The sequence below is a fragment of the Enterococcus sp. AZ009 genome, from assembly GCF_050548785.1.
In the GTDB taxonomy this organism is placed as follows: domain Bacteria; phylum Bacillota; class Bacilli; order Lactobacillales; family Enterococcaceae; genus Enterococcus_D; species Enterococcus_D entomosocium.
Genome location: NZ_CP172960.1, coordinates 515,082 through 534,552, shown reverse-complemented (window position 1 = coordinate 534,552; position 19,471 = coordinate 515,082). Strand labels below are relative to the sequence as shown.

The following is a 19,471-nucleotide window of genomic DNA, read 5'->3' as shown; positions in this document are numbered from 1 at the left end:
GTTCTGTGTACCATAAGATTGAACAGATTTTAGAAAAATTAGGTGTAACGGTCCTCGAAGTCCCAGAGCTTGATGCTCATGGTCATTACATCGCAGCAATCAATACCATCGTGTTACATGCTCGTCTGAACGAGCGCGAAAGAACCAAGGCTTTGTTGCATGAACTGGGCCATGCAGCAAAGCACAAAAATAATTATGAACTATACAACTTAGCATTCTCTTTGCATTCAAAAATGGAACGAGAAGCCGAAGAATTTATGATTGAACAGATGGTCGAGATCTATTTGCATGAAACGGACTTTAACTTTGATAGTTTCAGCGCCATCAATTTTTTAGAAAACCACGATTTAGATTTAAGGTTTGAACCGATCGTGAAGGAATCGGCTTCCTACTATTTTGATTTAAAAGGCAAGCATACTTTTTCGTAAAACACCCGACGAGATCGATGATCAAAACAGCTTCCCCCTATTTTTTTTAAGCATCTATAACGTTATTTATCATAAATAACAAAACAAATTTTATCTATCTAATGATTTTGACTACTGCAAAAAATAGCCGGAGCTTTTTGAACTGCAGCGAGAGCCTTTCGTCTCCGCTGCAAGAAAATCAAAATAAAGTGCACCCACTACGCTCGATTTTTCGATCAAACGTAGTGGATACACTTTATTTTTTTCTTGCCCTTTTGGGATGGTCGCGTTTGCGGGAAAAATCTTTTTCTAGTAGGGTACGTCTAGTAGGAGAACATTCTGAGAAACAAGGATTCATCGCTTTCTTGCATAGTGTTAGAAGTAGTAGCATACTATTTTCCCTGTTCAACATTACCTAACCTCTCGTTCTAATAAAACACGACCGGCAATCTTTTTATCTCATGAAGCAATTCTTTGGTTTGCTGATTGTTTTATTGCTAGAACAATCGTTTAAATGAACCTATAAAATCGGATTCATGAGAACAACTTATCCTAGCACACACCCTTACATTTTATTATAGTTCATATAAAAAGATTAAAATAAGAGCGTGATTGGTTAGGAATAAAATTGAAAAAAGGAAGGCTTATGAAATATTGTCGCATTCACTACTTTTCTTCCCGATCTGATGGATTTTCGCAATTCAAAACTTGCAACTTTTAGCTACTTCATGATGAAAATATTATATCTCAGAAAATAGTATTCCTATCCCAATGAGATATGGTGTGGGCAATACAATGACCATCAAATATAACGTAGAAAAACCGACTGAGGTTTTTCCAAGACATTATTTTGTCATTTAGTTGTCGCGACGTATTCTGCTCCTTTGTTGGATAACCAATTCAAAATTTTCCGATTCCTACGAAAAAACTGAAAGAAGCGAGTAACTTCTTTGTGATATTATCAATAAAAAGGAGAATTTTTGTATGCTTATCCCAGCTATAAGTTTTCAAGGAAATTGTGAAAATGCAATAAAATTTTATCAAGAGGCGTTAGACGCTCAAATTAAGTCCATCGTTTATGCGAGTGAAGCTCCGGTAAATTCAGGTTTAGATCCTGAAATGCCTGATGATTTCGTTATGGACTCAGAAATCATCATCGACGGTCAGAGAATCATGATGACAGACGGCAGACTAAATAGACCAGCAAATGATTTTTTCTCCTTTTGTCTTGTGAAAGAATCCGCTGATGATGTTACTACTATTTTCAATAGCCTCTCGATAGACGGAAAAGTGATTGACCCTCTTGCACCAGTGTTCTGGGCCTCGCTCTATGGTATGGTTGAAGATAAATATGGTATCACATGGATGGTCATGACCTCGCATTAGCATACTACCTTTTACGTACTACTCGTTTAACGCATTTTTTTATTTAAATAAATTGGATGTTTGTTTATTTAGTACCATTTACTTTTGATATTATTTATTTATCGTGGTATTCTTTTTCTAGAGGTGATTAGATGAAAAAGAATAGTACTCGGTTAAGTCTCTGGAAAATTTTGCTGATTGCGCTTGCTTTTGCCGCTGGTTCCTTTCTTGCAAAAATGGTCTTTTCTTTATTTTTTGAACACGTCTAATAACTATTTCAGTCTATGATCATTGTTATCAAGGAGGCGTTTTTTAGTGAGTAAAGTTCCTAAAGTATTCAAATGGGTAGGTATATTCTTGGCAGTCCTCTTTCTCCCTGCTTTCGCTACTTATGGCATAGACAGGAAAAATAAACAGAATATATCGGAAAAAGGGAACTCTTGAGTTGCCTTTTTTACTTAAAAAAGTTTTTGAGTTTGATACCTTTGTTGATACTGAATTTAAAAGGAGTGATTGTATGACCACCAATACAGAGTTTACAGTTGAAAAAGTCTATAAAAAAAGCACCAATGAAATCTTTATTATTACCGACCCTGAGACACAAGTGCAGTATATTCAAACGATAGTTACAGGTGCTAGTGGAAAAAGTGTTGCACTTACACCAAGATTAGAGCCAGATGGAAGTATTCATTATAAAGAGTAAGTGAGATCAACTTTTGTTGATCTTTTTTATCTCCTAGTTGGTATTTTCTTCTGTTAGTACAACGATCAAGCCAATTCATTTGTTTGAGTTCCAGATAAGGTAAGGAAAATAGACATGGTGTGGTTTTGGATACAGTTTTTTCGTGGTGCTCCATATTTCTTTTATCAAATAAAAAAACGACAAAAAGGAGCACTCCTAAGAGCACTCCTTTTTTCATATTATTTTATGGAAAACAGTAACATACTAATCAAGTCAATGAAGCTTTGAATGTAATGGTGTACCCCTATTCCCCCACAGACCCTTCCAGTAAAGGGATAATGTTTTCTATAAGTTTCAACAGCTTCAAAATACTGATATATCCACCTCTGTTATTTTAGATGGTTTCCTGAAGTTCTGATGATTTTTCGGGATCGGAGCTAGTTTGGATGTTAGTTTTAATAGACCTACGCAACTTCAAAAGTATAGCTCCGCTTCTTGCTCAAGAATCTGCTTCGTTTCCACAATTTTTATCAAAGACTCTCTAAAAAGAGCAAACTCTTTCTTTTCAAGTGCAGCTTTAACTTTTTGAATATATTCATTACTAACCTTTTTACGAACATTTGAATATTTTTCAAAAGTCGCTACATTCATTTTTAATGGTTGAATTTCAGGCCAAATCTTTTGAATCTGAAGTAATATTCGAAACCCACCTAAATCAATGTCACCCCAATGATACAGTTCAGAAAGATCTTCTATTTTAAGCATTTTAAAAAACAAAGTTTGATGTCTAGTTAAAAAGCCCCCAGTATAAATAATAAAAGTTTCGTGTTCTCTTTCATTTTGTATATACCAATAGTAATTAGCTAAATTTTCAATGGTAACAATCTTATTATAAAAACAATTGATTGTTTCTATCTCTGCCAACATATCAGCCCCTAAATAGCTACCTTTTGACAGGAATTCACAATTGACCTTCTCACCATTTTTCAAAACTAATTCAACGGGGCCTGTAAAATATAGGAGTTCTGGAGCGAAACCAATCCCTATTTGTTGAAGCTTTTCTCGATCGGTCAAAGTACTACTACAATCAAATAAGTAACGCGTTATTAGCTGTAACAGTTTTGTTTGGACATTTTGCTCAAAATATTTACTATCCGAAAATAAATTCACACTCAAAATACGCTTATCTATATTGGTTCCTTGATAATCATCCAGCAATTCTAGTACATTACAAACTTCACTTGTCTGTTTGGGTGATAAAATAAACTTCCAACTTTTCCCAATGCTGTCAGCTTCTCCCAAAATAATTGAAAAAAGCTCAAGCATCCATGGTGTCTTAATAGTTAGCTGTTTCTCTCGAAGTATTTTAATGCTTTGAGTAGCTATTTTATCTTTTGAGACACGTTGACAAAGTGCATAAGCATTTACCAAAGAAGCTTCTTCTGTAATTAGCCATATTTCACTAATCAAATTATTTTCTTCAAATTTCTCCCATTTAAAATCGATTACCTTTTCTTCTTTTAGTTTATTTATCACTTTAAAAAACACTCTTTTTTCAATGGGATCTTCTAATTTTCTACTTAATTTGAGATCTTTTTCCGGTTTATAAAGCACACGTCTTAGACTAACTCCATTTACAAACCCTACAGAAGCTTCATATTTATTCAATAATTGACTAAGAAGATACACATCATACTTCATAAGGTTCACCAATCATTTCATACAATGATGAAAACTCTCGTAATGTTGCCTGATTTTGATTTCTGAATACAACAAGTGCTTTATCTGCTTCTTCCATAATTTCAGAAATTTTTTCTGGCGGTGTTGAAAAAATCGCTTGAAGACCGAAGCCTTTAATCATTTGAATACATTGCTTGATTTTTTCTCCGTCAATTTTATTAAAAGCCTCATCCATTATAATCAGCCTAAGTGTATTATTCCTACGCGTGTTGTTCACTCGATAAACTTGTGAGAATGCTGCTAACAATGATATATATAATGGAATTTGCGTTTCTCCACCAGATTTTTGCTCATAAGTTTTAGATAATCGTTGTGTACTATCTCCTTTTGTAACTATCATATCGAAGGTCAAATAAGTTTTGTAATCAGAAAAAGCTTGAATTCTACTCTCTTTACTTTGCCCATTATCCAAGTCGTTTCCAGATAAAATAGAAAATAACACTTCTATCTGTTGAGCATATTTACTTTCAAAAGCAGCACTCAATAAATTCCACTCTCCATTGTCCATTAACATTTCATCCATAATCATTTCATAATATTCTTTATTATTACTAGCCGCTGTAATTTTAAATCTATAGGTGTCCTCTCCAAATTTTCGATTCTTTAAAGCGTCATTAATTTCATTTACTTGCCGCTGTATATTCTCAATATTACTTTTTAACTTACCTAAAAATTCATACCTGAATTCATAGACAGCTTTTTCTTTGGCATCTTTAATATCCAATTCAAACTTTGGCAATTCACTATTCGTAAATTTTTCGTATTCTTCCAAATACAGATTAGACTGTTTAAGATTAATTGACAAATTTTCAGTAAACATTTGATTATAATCATTCATTTTTTCTCTTATTTTTTCTTCTAATTCATTAATACTAACTTGTGTTTGTTTCTGATTATTTTCGTAATTTGTAATAAATTTTTGATAGACAAGAATATCTAATTTATTAACTGCCACTCTATACGCTTCTTCAAAACTTGGTAGTTGTTGGCATGATTCAAATTTGGTTTGAAAAATTTTTTCTTGTGCCATGATTTTTTCTAAACATTGAGGAAGGAGGGTCTGATTTATTTGATTCATTGTTTCTTGGCTAGTATTTGAATTTGTTGTTATTTTAGTAATCTGAACAGTTAAGTCACTTACTTCTTTATCCAAACGCTTGATTTTTTCATCTAACTCTACAAGCTCAGAGTCATCTAAATTATTCAACTTATTTTCTAACGTCTTTAAATCTGCTAATTTTTGATTCAGTTTCTCACTATCAGCATATTCAGTAACTATTTCACATGAATAGGAATCTTTTTTTTGATAATTTTCTACTTCTTTCAGAATAGTGAGTTTCTTTTCTAGCGTTCGTAATTCTTCTTGACATCCATTGAGTTTTTCTTGAACATCAAGTAGTTGCTTTTTAACAGCAGTACTTCCAATTGACATCGTCAAATTTTTAAATTGCAGCTTACGAGTAACAAAACCTTTATATAAAAAACCATCTATAGTAATTGAAGTAGAGAATTTTGCTAAACTAAAAATATCTTCACAAGCAATAACATGTCCCAAAAGAAAATTAATGTATGCTTGAACTAACTGATCACCTGTTTTTAATTTCCGCGCTAGTGAATTTTTTTTTACATTAAAATGCTTTTTCTTTAATTTCTCTAAGTTAATTATTCCGATACCATAAATCTCTTTTTGCTTTTGAACGGACTGATAGTATTGTAATGCTTTATTATAAAATTTAGGATCAATCACGAGATAATATCTTTGCCCCCCAAGATAAGCTTCAACTGCTTTTTGCCAACTCTCTTCACCTTGTTTAAAGTCAATCACATCAGATAAATACTCAACCTGAGCGTTTTTATCATAGTTACTCAAATATTTTTGTAGTGCTTCCTTAAACACGCGTATTTGCTCTGGAACCATTTTAATCCCTTTTTTTAATCTTTCCTCCTCATTTAAAAGAACAGAAACTTTAGATTTAAGCCTTTTCTCTTGCTCATTAACGAAATGCTTGTAACTAACAAGCTCTTTTACTATCTGATCCAGTAAATCATTCATTTCAACAAATTTACTAATTAATTTCTGTTCTTGATTATATTTTTCAAATACTTTAACTAGATTTGTAATAGACGGAAGCTCAATTGGTAAAGCTTTGACTACTCTAATAAAGTATTTCATTAAAGCAATTGCTTCTTGCCCTTGCTCTGTTTGATTTTGAATCGTCTGAACCTGTTCATTCACGCTCTTTATCTGATTGTTTAAAAAAACTTTATCTTTTAAAACAACTAGAGAATCCCGCTTATCTCGCATCTCCTCTTTTTTTGCACCCAGCACATCTATTCTTTTTGAAGAATCAACTATATCCCGAGTATTTTTTTCAATCTGTCGTTGATAGTTTTCAACATCGATATGATAATTTTCTTTTTGCTCTTGGAGTGCATCTAGCTTAGCTTTTTCAATGAAATATTCTTGGCGTAACTCAAGTAACTTGCGTTTTTCCAGACCTTGTAATTCGCTCTTAATATCTTCCAGTTTAGCAACCTTACTTTTGATCTTATCACTTTCCTGTTCAAGATCATTATAACGACGAATACTTTTTTGCATCTCTTCTACATTAATAGGGCTTTCCGTTTCACTTACAAAATCGGTCAGAAACATTTCTATGTCTTTCACAGGGGTAAAACTAACAGATTGCTTCAATAATCTTCGATAGTCATCACGAATTTGCCCAAACAACCCAGCAATTTTTTTCCTATAATCTTTATCAGTTACAATTAGTGTGACCTTTTCATTTTCAGTTTTAAAATTATTCTCATAAATTAATTCATTTATTGAATAAGGTATTCTCTCTTCTTCATTAATAAAATAATCAGCTGGTAATTTAGATTTAGTTGTCAACCATTGTACATTAGGAGAACTGTGATCTGAACTACAATCTGCCACAAAACCACAGCAAAAATACTCGCAAGTCTCTTCATTTTCAAATTCTGCTACCAAATAACTAGTAAAGTTTTCCTCACGCAAATAGAAAAATCCATCCCCACCATCATCTCCGAGTTTTCCATACAAGTAACTTTCCAATGTCCGTCTAGAATTTTCATTGGCTGCCTTATTGAAAATATGCTTTTGCTTTTCTCCCAACAGAATAACATTCAATGCATCAATAATAGTCGATTTTCCTACTCCAGTTTGTCCAGTAATTAGAGTAATACCTTCAAATTCGACAAGCTGAAAATCATATGCTTGCCAATGAATTAAGAGTAATCTTTTTAATTTGATCATGAACTATTGCCCTCCCACAATCAGTTTAAGTTTTTCATCTAATCTTTCATTCGGCAACAACAGTTTAATTGATGGATAAATGATGAACAGGGTATCAGCATCTTCCCATTTCCCTGACTTTTTCCCTAAAATTCCAACTGTTGATAAATAACGCAAACATCTACTCAGCGCTTGTAAATTAGGTTTCTTATCCTTAATACCATATTCCAATAACTTATCAATGAATTCGGCTACTCGAACAACAATTGTTGAAGAACCATTAAACTCTTTTATTTTTTCATCAAAAAATAACCTCAAGGCTAAAATATAAAGAGTTGTTTCCTTATCTAATTTTTTTCTAGCAGATGAAAATTGACCCTGAATGGAAATAACACTAATATCGCGGTTAATACGCACTTCGTACCCTCCAAACTTAAAATACTCCTCAAAAAGCTCAAATTTTTCTTCTATGAATAAATAATCTTCATCCCAGTTTTGTCCATCATTTTTAATACGATTAATATACGTACAGTTCAACAATCTGGTAACAGCCTTTTGAAATTTTAACACAGCCTCCGACGTCAAATTGTCGTACGCTTCAACAAAGTTTAACTCATACATTTCGATTCTCCTTTTTAAAAATCAGCTTTGGTAATTTATAGTAGCCATTACGAACATACTCCTTTTTGATAGCAACTATATAACCGCTTCCATTTTCTTCATATCCACGAATCGCTCCCATAATAGTCAAGATAAACACCTCATAAGAACTAATTTTATAGTCTAAAGTTGAAATGGGTTCTTTCTCCTTTAGCAATTCTAAAATAAACTGATCAACCTTTTTCGAAGAGTACCTAGGATTAGCTAGCTTTTTTAATAATTGGTACTGCTCTTGCTCAAAACCATCTTCTTTTTTCTTAAACACTTCAATCTTCTTTCGAGTTTTATTACTAATATCTTCCTTCTTCTTTCTAGGTTCAAACAAGGACTCTTGATCAATGAGTTGAAATTCCACAATATTTGCTAAATCATAGGTTTGAGTATCTTTATCTGCTTTAATTTGATGAATCAACCGATCAATTTTATCTTTTAACTGAAAATCAGAACGCAAACGATATTGAATTTTTCCAATTGATTTTTCAGTATATTCATTTTTCTTATTATCAATCTTATCAATCAAAAAACTGACATCCCGATAAAAATCAGCAATTCCATTTAAATACGTGAGAACCTGTTTCTCAGCTTCCAATTCGAATCCGGAAATCGATTGAATTTGATTTTTTAAATTCTGTGTAATTAATAGTTCGATTACCTCGTCACTATTATATTTAGTGATTAAAGTCAGGATTGTATTTTTAAAACGAGGCAGGGAATCTCTTGTTTTTAGAGGAAATAAGACTTGATCAATAATTTCTTGTTTGTAAATATCAAAATGTTGAGATAGCATTTCACTTGTAGATAAATCATCAACAATTTGAGTATACATTTCTGATAAATCGAAATAAGCATTTTGAATAGCCCGTTGTAATCCTTTTGTAGAAGTCCAAGCTGATTCGAGAGCTTCAAGTAGATTACTAGGATCCTCTAAACCAGTTTTTAAAGCAGAATAAGTAGAAAACACGTAGCTTGAATAAGAGGCCGATTGATTTGAATTAATTTCTCTCAATATTTGAATGAAACTATTTACATAACTTGGGAAAGAAACTTGCTGAGTAAAACCTTCCTCTAAATTAACTCTCAACCAACCTTTTTTTTCCAGTTGTCTTAAAATGCTTTGGACCAGCATTCTTAATGTCTTTATTTCTTCTTCATACTCATCTGCATACTCTAACCCATTCAACGTAACCCCCAACGAAGATAGATGGTTCTGAAGACTATCAACAACCTTATCTCGAGAAAAATAGATATTCCCTTGTAGTAAAGCATCAATATGGAAGAGAGACTCCAAAAATATTTCCTTGTGTTTAGAAGTTAAAATTTTAAAAAAATCATTTGGAATTTTGTTAAATACATTTGTCATCTGCTCACACATCATTTCATTTTATTGATTTTTTTGAGTAAATTGTTCTTGGTACCTTTGGTAAGCTTTTAGATTATATGCTCTTATTCCTGTTATTAGTTCCTCTACACGTTGCGATTTCCCATGTCGTCAAAAAGATGGTACGCATAATCTTTCGCATTTTGAAGACAGGCGAACCATACGAAAAAACAAGAGGGTCGTCAACTGAACTTTTAAAATTTTTTAGACAGGCTAGGCTTATTTGTTATGCGCGAAAAACGTCTAAAAAACCAGAAAAACTGTTAGTTTTTAGTTGACTTAATATAGTTTGTCTCCTTGTTTAACAATTTAAGTTTTTAAGTGAGTTTGAGTCGAAATTTTGGACAGATTCTAGTAGAGACAGCTTCTCCTTTTTTTACTAACTATTCAAATTCCTACGTTGTTAGGATGGAACAGGTAAATAAAGCATAATACAACCCCCTTAGTGAGCGTTTTCACTTATGATACCATACTTTTTTAGTCACATTGTCCATTTTCTAGCATTTCGAATAAAAATCGTGGAATATTTTCAATAATTCTAAAAAATACTTTTTCTTGTAGTAAAAAATAAACAAAAAATCCTCATTCATAAAAAAAGTGGAGCACAAGACTATTCATCAATGGTAATATTCTCAATATCCGTATCTGGTTGATCAAATTGAATTGATACCAAATCTTTTGGTCTGAAGGCTATAGACATCCCAGAGGCTCAATAGGAAAATAATTATACGTACTTTCATAAACTTTGGGCGCTCGTACTACCTTCGGAGCCGTAATTTCATAAGTTACCTCGTTTTGCACTGTGCGCATTTGATATTCTTTGTTAGTGATTGCCTCGTTGATTGTCTCATCATTTACATAATCGTCCCCAACCGCATACAAATCTCCTCCCACATTATATAATCCTGTATAACTAGAATCAGGGTAACTCACTTCATGAATAATAAATGAAAGCTCTTCCTTATCCGTCGGATTTCCTGAAGAATAAGTGATAATAATTGAAATAAAAATCTGATGGTTAGATATCAATTGGGTTCAAATTATTAACTGATTTTATCTTGGATAGGATTTCTTTTCCTGATTTTACTATGGAACTGTCGCTTTTCTCTAATAGCTCCTCCGCTATTGCAATATCTTCTCGTACACCTTGAACCCTAGCTGATTGATAATCAAATTCATCTTGCTTATCTTTTTCTAATATCTCTACATCTGTCATATTAGAGACTTCGCCGATAGTTAACTTAGTATTCTTATATCTGCTAATTTTATTATCCTTATCAAATACTAAAACAGACTCAATTGCTGCATCTTTTCCAAAATTATCTTTTGTAACATACCATAGTTTTGTCTCTTTACCTTTATCATTCATATATTCAGCAAACGTATACTTTCATAATTGGGCGCTACTAATTATTTTATTTAGGCTTAACAATGCAAAAATAACTGCATAGTAGTTAAATCTCTCTAAAAATTTATATCCAAATGGTGTTACTTTATACACACCCAAAATAAAAAAAGCCAGAAACACCTGCAAGTAGGCATTTCTAGCTTAATCAATTCAATTACCCTACACTACCTTCCATATTGGAATCGGCTTACTAACCAGTGTCATTCATTGTCAAAACAAGTAATTAAGGTCACTCATAATAGGTCACTTAGTCATTAACCATCATTAATTATCAAATTAAGATGGTCAAAATCTGGTCAATTTAGATATGTTATTGGGAGCAATCATAATCAGAAATAATTTATTTATTTCTGATTTTCTTTAAGAAAAACTATCACTCGGTCAGACAACAACATTAACGGTAATATAACGTTATTTGCAATATCTAAAGCCTCTCTTTGGTTCATCCAAACTGGTGTATGAGCAAAAGTGTTTAGTTTTGTTGCGAGTATTTGTTGCTGTCCTTCTTTATGAAATTTGTCTTTTATAACATCCAATTGATTATTAAATGGATTGTACCCTCCAAAAAAGCGTTGTAACTCTTCTTTTTGAGGTTTAGTTAATGTCGTATCTTTTTGCTTCGTTATATCTTTCAAATCATCTATTACACTTGCAATTTTCTCCCCTAAACCAGCCTTTAAAGTGAGTTCTCTGGCTCCTATATATTTTTTTGCCAAATCCTCAGTTAGAGCTCTAAAAGCCATTACATATACCAAATAATGCGTTTCATAGTCTAGACTTGTTACTTGCTTTAAAAGTTCATTGTAATCAATTGTTACTTTTAAATTCGCAGGTACCGTGACTATGTTAGACTGTTTAAAGAACTCTGTTTTTTCAACCTTCATCCCAATATAATTGTCTACTACTCTTCTTTCTTGTTTCCTTACTTCTTTCTCTCTCTCAGCTAATCGCTTTTCTCTATCACTTAGTTCCAATTCTTTTTTTCCTAGTTTTTCTTTTTCACTTATTGTCTCCCTATTAGATTGTCCCTCTGTAGTTTTTTTCTTTTCAACTTCTTGTGCTTTTCTTATTTCCTCCGCTTTTTGTTCTTCCGCTTCTTTGACCTTACGCATTTCTTCCGCTTCTTTGACCTTACGCATTTCTTCCGCTTTTCGGTCTGCTTCACGTTTCACTCTTAGTTCTTCTTCTTTTAATCCATCAAGTACCGTTTCATAAATATCTCTTCTCAGATAATTCAAAAAACTTTGAAGAAGTGCTACAAATTCAAATGTAACTTCTCCATCCTCAATTAAACCCTCACGGTTAGTTTTATCTCGTAACAAAGGATTTTCACTATGAGAAATAGAAATAAATCCAACTGTTTGTCCGTTTGTCAGAAATTCATTGGCTCTAATCAGACCTCTCAAAGCATCTATTTCAAGCCAATCATTTTTAGCTTCTCCATATGGATAAACTCGCGCATTATCTCTGTACAAATATATCCTGTGTTTTTCAACTAATTCTTTTTCTTCAGCTGTTAACACATAATTTTTTAAATAGTTACCTCTAGATGAAAAATTGAAAGCATAAAACTCGAAATTAAATCCTCCACATCTCAAATCCTCAATTTTGAAATTTTCTCTTTCTAAAAAATAGCGTTTATATGCTGGATATTTTGTAAAGGAAGTTGATTGGAAATTTATAATATGTGGACTTCCGTTTAAATAAAATTCAAAGTTTCCTGTTTTATCATCAAACTTACCATTAGTTATTGACACTAAACATTTTTTCTCCAACAAATTTAAAAATTTTACTACGTCCTCAAGAAATAATTTTTTATGGCTTGTCTCTTTACCATTTAAAAATAGATTTATACTGAATTTTTCCACATAGGATTCAATATTTTTATTAGAGCTCCAACCATGTATGATTTTGGATATAGGTTCTAGTCTAGCTAAATCATCATAAATTTCATTTACTTTTTTTGCATTCCATATTCCATTCAAATTAGACAATTTCAAAATAGTTCCTTTATCCTCTAAATGCGACAAAACTAACTCATCATCGCAATTCTTTTCTTCATAAACAACTTCTAATTCTGATAATAAATGCGTCCCTTCTGGGCTTTCAAAGTATTCCGAATCATATGTTGACAAATCTAATTTAGCATGATTCCATTTCTTTTCTGATGAAGTTTTTGTGAAAAGTTCAACGGTTTTTCCCAACTTAAGCATGGAGTATCTACCAATCCCTTTTTCCCCTTGATAAACTCTTCCTAATTTGGTTTTTTCCCCCATTTTCTTTTTTCTTCTCTTGTTAGCAGTTCCCGGACTCAACCAATTATTTACTATTTCATTCTTGGTCATCCCATCACCGTTATCAACAATATAGATTTCTGAGCCATCGTTCAATTCAAAATTATCTTCAAAATTTTTAAAAAAGATTTTAATATCTGTAGCATCAGCATCATATGAATTTTTTACTAACTCTATCAAAGCTGTTTTTTCATCTTTAATTAAATCTTCTCCAAGCATTTTCAAAATCCTTGTTTCGGGCGCAATCTTCATTACTTCAACCAATATTATTTCCTCCCTACAACGATAAACTCTTCTGAGTATATTTTTTTGCCTGTCTTTTCTTTACTAAATTTTCCTTGACTATTCCTATAAGGAGTTAGGATTTTATTTGATATTTTTCTTTTGGTCACCTCAACATTACTAAATCCGTTCTCGATCATCGCAAGCGCTAAATGTTCAGCATTTTTAATTCTGACATTTTTATATTCTGTATTTCCAATAACAAATAATGCCATGCCTCCATCATTTAGAAGTCTATAAGAGTTTAATACTATTTTTTCCATATCCAAATAGTATTTTCTCACAGCTTTTGAACGTGATTTAGATTCTTTGTTATCATTTAATTGTTTAAGAACTTCTTCTCCAATTTTATTCAATTTTAATTTTGTATCAATCTCTTTTTCAAAAACACTACCTATAGTATCTTTTCTAAATTCTCGATAATCGTCAGTAAAGCCCAACCAAAGTAAAGAAAGCTGATGAAGATCTGCATATTCATAGGATGTTACATATGGAGGACTTGTGACTAATAGATCGATTTTTTCTCTATCTTGTATTTTTAAAGAATCTACTACCTTTATATCAACAACAGTATTTCCAGTTATTCTGGATTCTAAATTTGAGATATACATTTTTTTATACTGCCTTTTGAAATAATATAAAGCTGACTTAGTTATTTTTTTAGAATCTACAGTCGGTTTGATTGACTTAGTTAACCATCTAGATGTTGATTTTAATATATTAGAAAAAGCACATAGGAAAAACTCCTTGTAATCCTCATCTTTCCCACAAACACTTTCAATAAAATAGAGTAATCTTTCTAATTCTTCTATTCTTTCTTCTTCAAACCAATATAATATTCGACTATTCACCTTTTTATACTCAATAGGAATGCACATTTTAAAACCAGTATACAATCCTATTATTTTTTCAAAATAGTCTGTTAATTTTTGAGGTTCAAGTCGCTTACTTTTAACTCTAGCAATTAACGATGCAACGGGATTGACATCACATCCCCAAAAATCATATCCTTGCTTTGCAACTTCATATGCAACAGTACCACAACCGCAAAAAATATCTCCCACTGTTGCTACATTAACTTTTTTTTCTCTGGCATATTCTAATGCCTTGATAGTAATAAATGAAGGAAATTTTGCTGGATACGTATGTATTCTATGCATTTTGTCCTCATCTTTTTCACCGAAATTCCAATATTCATCTGTCTTAATATAATCAAAATTTTTTATACTCTCACTTATGCTTTCCATAAAAGTCCTCATATCTAAAATTTATTTGCTAATTACTATTATACTATCCAAACTTTTTTATAACAAACACTTTTAGTAGGCGTTTACAACTTTTGCTTGCAGATATACCTGAGATATTTGTAGGTCTGTTTCATCTGCAATAACTCCCACAACTATGTAGTACTTTTTAAGGATTTTCAGCCAAAAACTATTTTTCGTTTCATTTACATATGAAACATAGAAACCTTTGTATATCAATGTTTATAAAGCTGTGTTTCATTTCGTTTCATGTATAAATATTTATTAACCTTTTGCAAATTGCAAAAAAAGAGTACCCTAAGTGAGCCATGTAGCTCATTTAAAGGGTACCCTTAGTACGGTCAAATAACAACGGGGTGGGGTTATCTATCCTATTCAATTCCTTGTATGATTCTGCCAAAGATATGATTAGCTTGAGTTGGTTGTCCATCAATTAGGGTAAGGGTGTACTCCGTTTCCAGCGGCTCTTTTAAGCTTACTGTTATCCCTTCTCCCACCTTCTGCTGAACGGATAGGCTAATTGCTTTCAGATGTTCAATTGCTTCTGATATAGATTGCTGATCATTTGGAATATACTCATCAACATAATAAGTAATCCTCGTACCATTGCCATCATTTTCAGTCGTTAGATAGCCTTTATAAGGTAATTGACCATAGTTGCTGATAAAGTAGCTGAGTTGTTCATCTTTGGTAAAATTTGATTTAGCATCATCAAAAGTTACACTACTATTAACAATATTACTAAAACTATCTTTAAGCTCTTTATTTTCTGTTTCTTTAAAGTATAAATAATTATTCGGATTCCCTTGATTCTGGCTAGTTATTAACACTTTGGGTACTCCTGAATTAATGGTAAAGAAGTAAACGTGCTTCGATAAATAATCTTGTGTTTCTGCATCCGAATAAACAGCTACTAAAGAGTAACCTGATTCTTCCTCACCACTTTCTGACCAGTTTAAAACTATTGGTGTGTTACCAATAACCGCCTGCCACTTATTGTTATTCAGAACCCAGTCAGGGAGTTGTAAACCGTATAGATCAACATTATTATTCGGACTATACTGTTTATACGTCTGGTTCATGGTTTGTCCCCAAGTATTCATAAAGTCATTAAGCTTTTTATCTTTATCATCATTCCATAACATTTCGTTAACTATCTTCTCTTCTGTCGAAGAATTACTGCTAGAGCTCTCTTTTACAAAACTAAGTCTGTCAGTAGTTTCACTATAGGTAGATGAGGTAGGTTGTTCTTTTTTATTTTGACAAGATGCCATCAAAATAGTGGGTAGTAGAGCTAATAACACCCATACTTTTTTCATTCTGTTACTCCTTATTAAACTTATCTGGATTTTTATCTATATAATCATTGTAAAGCACAGTTGTCATAGAAACAATCGTTTGCCCTGCTTGAATTTTTTCGATATCTTGCTCCAATATCCCTGTTCTTATTTTATCTATGCCCTCATAAAGAGTTTCATGAGAATCCTTAATCTCTTTAGGTAAAGAACTTGGAGGTTTGATGCCCTTCAATTTTTTCATTTGTTTACCTAAATAGTCTGCTGTGTACTGCATGTCTTCATCAGAATAGACATCTGTCTGCTTGATTTTCACATCACTATCAGCGACTATATTCACAACTTCTTGTACGTATTCTTTCTCTGATAGACCATCCGAACTAAATAACATTGAAAAACAACCTAATAATAACAAGCCTCCCACTATCAGTATTTTTCTTCTATCTTTTGGGTGATGATGTGTTTTGAGAAGCTTTCTTATTGCAATTCCGAAAAAAACAAGACCTATTCCACCTAATATTTTTGTCATCTTTTGACCTCCTCAGTATCCAGATGATAAGCCCAGAAGTGTTCCTAGAATACCACCTGCTACACCAGCAATCATTAAAATAGTCCCATGCTTTTCGTCATGTTCTCTATACAAATACCCCATAATAACTCCAATAGCACCAAATAATACAGGAATAAATAGGAGTGAGATGGCAACTGAAATCCACCCAGCAATCTTATACAGATTTCCACTTTGCTTTCCCTTACTAATCTGGATTTTAACTTCACTGAGCGATTTTTCTATCTTAGGGCTTATTTGTTCTGTGTATAACTCCTTATTTTCCTGAGATGCGCCACAAGATGGGCAAAACTTTGCTGATTCCTCCATTTGACTTCCACAATTTCTACAATACATTTGTTTTTTCCTCCCTATTTATATTAAAAATATCATAAAAGAGCTCATCCATATCAACTTCTAACACTTGCGATAATAGTTTCATTTGGTAAGGTTTAGGTACTGTCCTACCAGTTTCCCATGAGCTAATTGACTGCTGAGTGACACACATTTTCTCAGCTATTTCAATTTGAGAATACCCTTTTTCTTCTCTGTACAAACTAAGTCTTCTTTTCTCTTTCATAATCTTCTTCCTCCTCACAAACATTATATACATCATTTTGTAGTATTTCAACAATTATATGTGATTAAACATCATTTTTAACAGGAATAAACAACAGTTCGTTGTATAGTATAAGTATCGGAGGGATAGACTAAATGAAGCAATATGCTAAAACCATACGAGAAAACAGAAAAAAATTAGGTTGGACTCAAAAACAACTTGCTCAGAAAATCCATGCCTCTCAGCAGGCTATTGCTCGTTGGGAAAACGAAGTTACTGAACCTAGAACTGAAAATTTACAAGCACTCTCAGAGGCTCTGGGAGTCCCTCTAAGCCATTTTATTGACAGGCAAACAGAGATAGTAGATGACGATTTCAACGCTTTGTATCGCTCCTTATCATCCGAAGATAAGGTTAAAACCTTAGAATATATGAGGTTATTAAAGAGGCAAGAAATGGAACGCAATGAGTTCAAATAGAAACACCCATCCGATTAGGAAGGGTGTTTTTTGTTCTCTATATTAAACTGGTAAATAAACCTATCACCAGTAGTTTCAATTTTAGTTAACTCTTCTTTACTAAATAGGTCATTCATTACCTTCACTAGATTAAGAGGCTCATCAGAATTGTACGTAATCCCCTTACCCTCAACAATACCCAGTTCTCCTAAAGTTATCTTATAGTAGTTAGGAAGCCAATTTCCTCCCTTAAATACTCTGGAAGATATCACTTTAACAAAGCCCATTTTCTCTAGTGATCTGATGTTCTTAGCACTTCTTCCAGTATTGCTATCATTGCCCATGTCAGCTAAAGTTGCGTGAGTACAATAAAATACTCCATCACTGCCACTATATTTTTTTGAATGACACAGTAAACTAAAAAGAAGATATCTTAGATTTTTTCTTTGGATAGATAAGATAACATCTAACTCTTGTCTGTAAAAAGTAACATTATTAGACTTCATGGTAAACGAATAATCCCCATCATAAACTGTCTCAATTACACGCTGTGTTTCATCTTTCAATTCTCGCAAGTTCCATCTTTGATCTAAGAATTTTCTTGTCTCAGAGTTTTCAAACGTATTTTGGATTACATTGAAGACCACTTGGTACGTAGCCTCTTTGTCATTTCCCTGATGCTTTAGGATGCGAGATGCGTGGAACGTAAAATAGTTCCTACTACTTGGTTCTGATAAGTATCCATCTTCAAGAATTTTTTTTACGTAAGTATAAACACTTTGGTTATTATGCTTCTTCATACTGATATTTTTACGATGTACGTTCTTTTTCTTGTTAGTTGTTAATCGATTTCTAGTCATAGTTGAACAATCGCTCAGGACATTTTCTTTGAACTCATTCAAAGACTGGGGTTCTATAGACAAAAAATAATCTATAGGCAATGGTTCCAGCGTCCGATTGTCAACATAGTAACAAAATTCTTCTGTTTTCAAATGAATACCCAAAGGTAATTTGACTCCAAGTCCTGTAGTAGGTCTTCTTTCAATGCGATGAATTGTTTCTCCCATCTGGGAAAGGACTTCATAATAGAAGTTTTCAAGCTCCTGTTCTCGAATAAATCCATCAAAATAAAGATCAACATGATACCCCTTTAATCCTGAATACCAAACATGAATGTCTCTCATAGGAATACCATAATAAGAATGAAGCATTTCTATCAATTCTACAGTTGTCCATCTTCTGTCATCCTCATCTATAATATCGACATCAAAACACAAGAATTTAGTCAAGCCACCAGAACCTAATTTTATTCCTAATGTGTATTCTCCATTTAAATGCTTTCTAACTTTCCACTCGTTTAACTGAACCTTGTTGTCAATAGTTGTCAGAAATTCAACATTTTCTCCTTTTCTCACTTGGAAAAGATATTCCTTTCTATAACTAATTAAAAGTCTATCCATTTGCTTTACTACTTTATCTTCTACCTGCTTTGTATATTTAGTTTTCATACTTATCCCCCTATAATTTTTAATAGTTTTGTTTTAATTTCTCTTACTAGTAATAAATAAAGATATTTGTAAGACATAATCAACACTGTTTACTAAGCATAAATTCATCTAGATCTGATTTTTTTATTCTTTTGGTACCTTCTATTACGCTGACACTCAAACCATATTCACTTATCCATTTTTCAAGTGTCCCTCTAGAAACAGCAACATATTCGCATGCCTGTTTTAGGCTTAACCATCCTGTTTGATTATTCTCAATACTTAATTTCCATATTTGTTGTTCAAACTCTTTAGCAATCACGTTTGCTATGGTTTCTTCAAATCCTTCCACAGAAAAAAACACATACTCCCTCCTCTCATCAAAATA

At 32.5% G+C, this 19,471-nt stretch carries 17 protein-coding genes; 4 read left to right on the top strand and 13 right to left on the bottom strand.

All coding sequences use genetic code 11. From position 1 onward, the window contains the following. Positions 1–5 precede the first annotated feature (5 nt). The 3 genes from IGJ74_RS02520 (at position 6) to IGJ74_RS02510 (ending at position 2,475) form a co-directional block, all read left to right on the top strand. Entirely contained in the window at positions 6–428 is a 423-nt protein-coding gene (locus IGJ74_RS02520; protein ID WP_087664864.1) for an ImmA/IrrE family metallo-endopeptidase, read from the top strand. Positions 429–1,391: 963 nt separating this feature from the next. Next, complete coding sequence (locus tag IGJ74_RS02515; protein WP_087664863.1) at positions 1,392–1,793, top strand: VOC family protein; 402 nt, start codon at positions 1,392–1,394, stop codon at positions 1,791–1,793. 496 nt (positions 1,794–2,289) lie between these two features. After that, positions 2,290–2,475, top strand: coding sequence for a DUF6440 family protein (locus IGJ74_RS02510; RefSeq protein ID WP_015508919.1), 186 nt, complete (start codon positions 2,290–2,292; stop codon positions 2,473–2,475). A 453-nt stretch (positions 2,476–2,928) separates the two neighbouring features. Here IGJ74_RS02510 and IGJ74_RS02505 read toward each other — a convergent pair whose 3' ends face one another. The 11 genes from IGJ74_RS02505 to IGJ74_RS02455 form a co-directional block, all read right to left on the bottom strand. After that, complete coding sequence (locus tag IGJ74_RS02505; protein WP_207462965.1) at positions 2,929–4,155, bottom strand: Wadjet anti-phage system protein JetD domain-containing protein; 1,227 nt, start codon at positions 4,153–4,155, stop codon at positions 2,929–2,931. Next, positions 4,145–7,471: an SbcC/MukB-like Walker B domain-containing protein gene (locus tag IGJ74_RS02500; protein WP_207462964.1), complete on the bottom strand. Its 3,327-nt coding sequence runs from the start codon at positions 7,469–7,471 to the stop codon at positions 4,145–4,147. Before IGJ74_RS02500 ends, IGJ74_RS02505 begins: the two co-directional genes overlap by 11 nt. 3 nt (positions 7,472–7,474) lie before the next feature. Then, positions 7,475–8,071: a DUF4194 domain-containing protein gene (locus tag IGJ74_RS02495; RefSeq protein ID WP_207462963.1), complete on the bottom strand. Its 597-nt coding sequence runs from the start codon at positions 8,069–8,071 to the stop codon at positions 7,475–7,477. Further along, positions 8,064–9,470, bottom strand: a complete 1,407-nt coding sequence (locus tag IGJ74_RS02490) for a Wadjet anti-phage system protein JetA family protein (protein ID WP_207462962.1) — start codon at positions 9,468–9,470, stop codon at positions 8,064–8,066. The genes IGJ74_RS02495 and IGJ74_RS02490 overlap by 8 nt, the downstream gene beginning before the upstream one ends. A 1,036-nt stretch (positions 9,471–10,506) precedes the next feature. Continuing rightward, positions 10,507–10,857, bottom strand: coding sequence for a hypothetical protein (locus IGJ74_RS02485; RefSeq protein WP_207462961.1), 351 nt, complete (start codon positions 10,855–10,857; stop codon positions 10,507–10,509). A 383-nt stretch (positions 10,858–11,240) separates the two neighbouring features. Then, positions 11,241–13,454 (bottom strand): ATP-binding protein, encoded by a 2,214-nt coding sequence (locus tag IGJ74_RS02480; protein ID WP_242691820.1) that lies wholly within the window; start codon positions 13,452–13,454, stop codon positions 11,241–11,243. A gap of 2 nt (positions 13,455–13,456) precedes the next feature. After that, positions 13,457–14,719, bottom strand: coding sequence for a methyltransferase (locus tag IGJ74_RS02475; RefSeq protein WP_242691821.1), 1,263 nt, complete (start codon positions 14,717–14,719; stop codon positions 13,457–13,459). A gap of 389 nt (positions 14,720–15,108) precedes the next feature. Further along, positions 15,109–16,056, bottom strand: coding sequence for a DUF4767 domain-containing protein (locus tag IGJ74_RS02470; RefSeq protein ID WP_087664861.1), 948 nt, complete (start codon positions 16,054–16,056; stop codon positions 15,109–15,111). Between the two features lie 4 nt (positions 16,057–16,060). Further along, positions 16,061–16,561: a hypothetical protein gene (locus tag IGJ74_RS02465; protein ID WP_218193162.1), complete on the bottom strand. Its 501-nt coding sequence runs from the start codon at positions 16,559–16,561 to the stop codon at positions 16,061–16,063. 12 nt (positions 16,562–16,573) lie between these two features. Beyond that, positions 16,574–16,936: a zinc-ribbon domain-containing protein gene (locus IGJ74_RS02460; RefSeq protein WP_087664859.1), complete on the bottom strand. Its 363-nt coding sequence runs from the start codon at positions 16,934–16,936 to the stop codon at positions 16,574–16,576. Beyond that, positions 16,926–17,159, bottom strand: coding sequence for a helix-turn-helix transcriptional regulator (locus tag IGJ74_RS02455; protein WP_087664858.1), 234 nt, complete (start codon positions 17,157–17,159; stop codon positions 16,926–16,928). The genes IGJ74_RS02460 and IGJ74_RS02455 overlap by 11 nt, the downstream gene beginning before the upstream one ends. A gap of 134 nt (positions 17,160–17,293) precedes the next feature. Here IGJ74_RS02455 and IGJ74_RS02450 point away from each other — a divergent pair, with 134 nt between their 5' ends. Further along, complete coding sequence (locus IGJ74_RS02450) at positions 17,294–17,617, top strand: helix-turn-helix domain-containing protein (protein WP_207462959.1); 324 nt, start codon at positions 17,294–17,296, stop codon at positions 17,615–17,617. Between the two features lie 14 nt (positions 17,618–17,631). On the opposite strand, the gene IGJ74_RS02445 is transcribed toward IGJ74_RS02450, so the two are convergent. Both IGJ74_RS02445 and IGJ74_RS02440 read right to left on the bottom strand, forming a co-directional pair. After that, on the bottom strand, positions 17,632–19,104 hold the full coding sequence (locus IGJ74_RS02445) for a TOTE conflict system archaeo-eukaryotic primase domain-containing protein (RefSeq protein ID WP_207462958.1): 1,473 nt from the start codon (positions 19,102–19,104) through the stop codon (positions 17,632–17,634). 79 nt (positions 19,105–19,183) lie between these two features. Then, positions 19,184–19,447, bottom strand: a complete 264-nt coding sequence (locus IGJ74_RS02440) for an excisionase family DNA-binding protein (protein ID WP_207462957.1) — start codon at positions 19,445–19,447, stop codon at positions 19,184–19,186. Between the last annotated feature and the right edge of the window lie 24 nt (positions 19,448–19,471).

Coding starts and splice junctions, on each gene's coding strand:
- IGJ74_RS02515 (WP_087664863.1), top strand. CDS start 1,392: ATGCTTATCCCAGCTATAAGTTTTCAAGGAAATTGTGAAAATGCAATA.
- IGJ74_RS02510 (WP_015508919.1), top strand. CDS start 2,290: ATGACCACCAATACAGAGTTTACAGTTGAAAAAGTCTATAAAAAAAGC.
- IGJ74_RS02505 (WP_207462965.1), bottom strand. CDS start 4,155: ATGAAGTATGATGTGTATCTTCTTAGTCAATTATTGAATAAATATGAA.
- IGJ74_RS02500 (WP_207462964.1), bottom strand. CDS start 7,471: ATGATCAAATTAAAAAGATTACTCTTAATTCATTGGCAAGCATATGAT.
- IGJ74_RS02495 (WP_207462963.1), bottom strand. CDS start 8,071: ATGTATGAGTTAAACTTTGTTGAAGCGTACGACAATTTGACGTCGGAG.
- IGJ74_RS02490 (WP_207462962.1), bottom strand. CDS start 9,470: ATGACAAATGTATTTAACAAAATTCCAAATGATTTTTTTAAAATTTTA.
- IGJ74_RS02485 (WP_207462961.1), bottom strand. CDS start 10,857: ATGAATGATAAAGGTAAAGAGACAAAACTATGGTATGTTACAAAAGAT.
- IGJ74_RS02475 (WP_242691821.1), bottom strand. CDS start 14,719: ATGGAAAGCATAAGTGAGAGTATAAAAAATTTTGATTATATTAAGACA.
- IGJ74_RS02470 (WP_087664861.1), bottom strand. CDS start 16,056: ATGAAAAAAGTATGGGTGTTATTAGCTCTACTACCCACTATTTTGATG.
- IGJ74_RS02465 (WP_218193162.1), bottom strand. CDS start 16,561: ATGACAAAAATATTAGGTGGAATAGGTCTTGTTTTTTTCGGAATTGCA.
- IGJ74_RS02460 (WP_087664859.1), bottom strand. CDS start 16,936: ATGTATTGTAGAAATTGTGGAAGTCAAATGGAGGAATCAGCAAAGTTT.
- IGJ74_RS02455 (WP_087664858.1), bottom strand. CDS start 17,159: ATGAAAGAGAAAAGAAGACTTAGTTTGTACAGAGAAGAAAAAGGGTAT.
- IGJ74_RS02450 (WP_207462959.1), top strand. CDS start 17,294: ATGAAGCAATATGCTAAAACCATACGAGAAAACAGAAAAAAATTAGGT.
- IGJ74_RS02445 (WP_207462958.1), bottom strand. CDS start 19,104: ATGAAAACTAAATATACAAAGCAGGTAGAAGATAAAGTAGTAAAGCAA.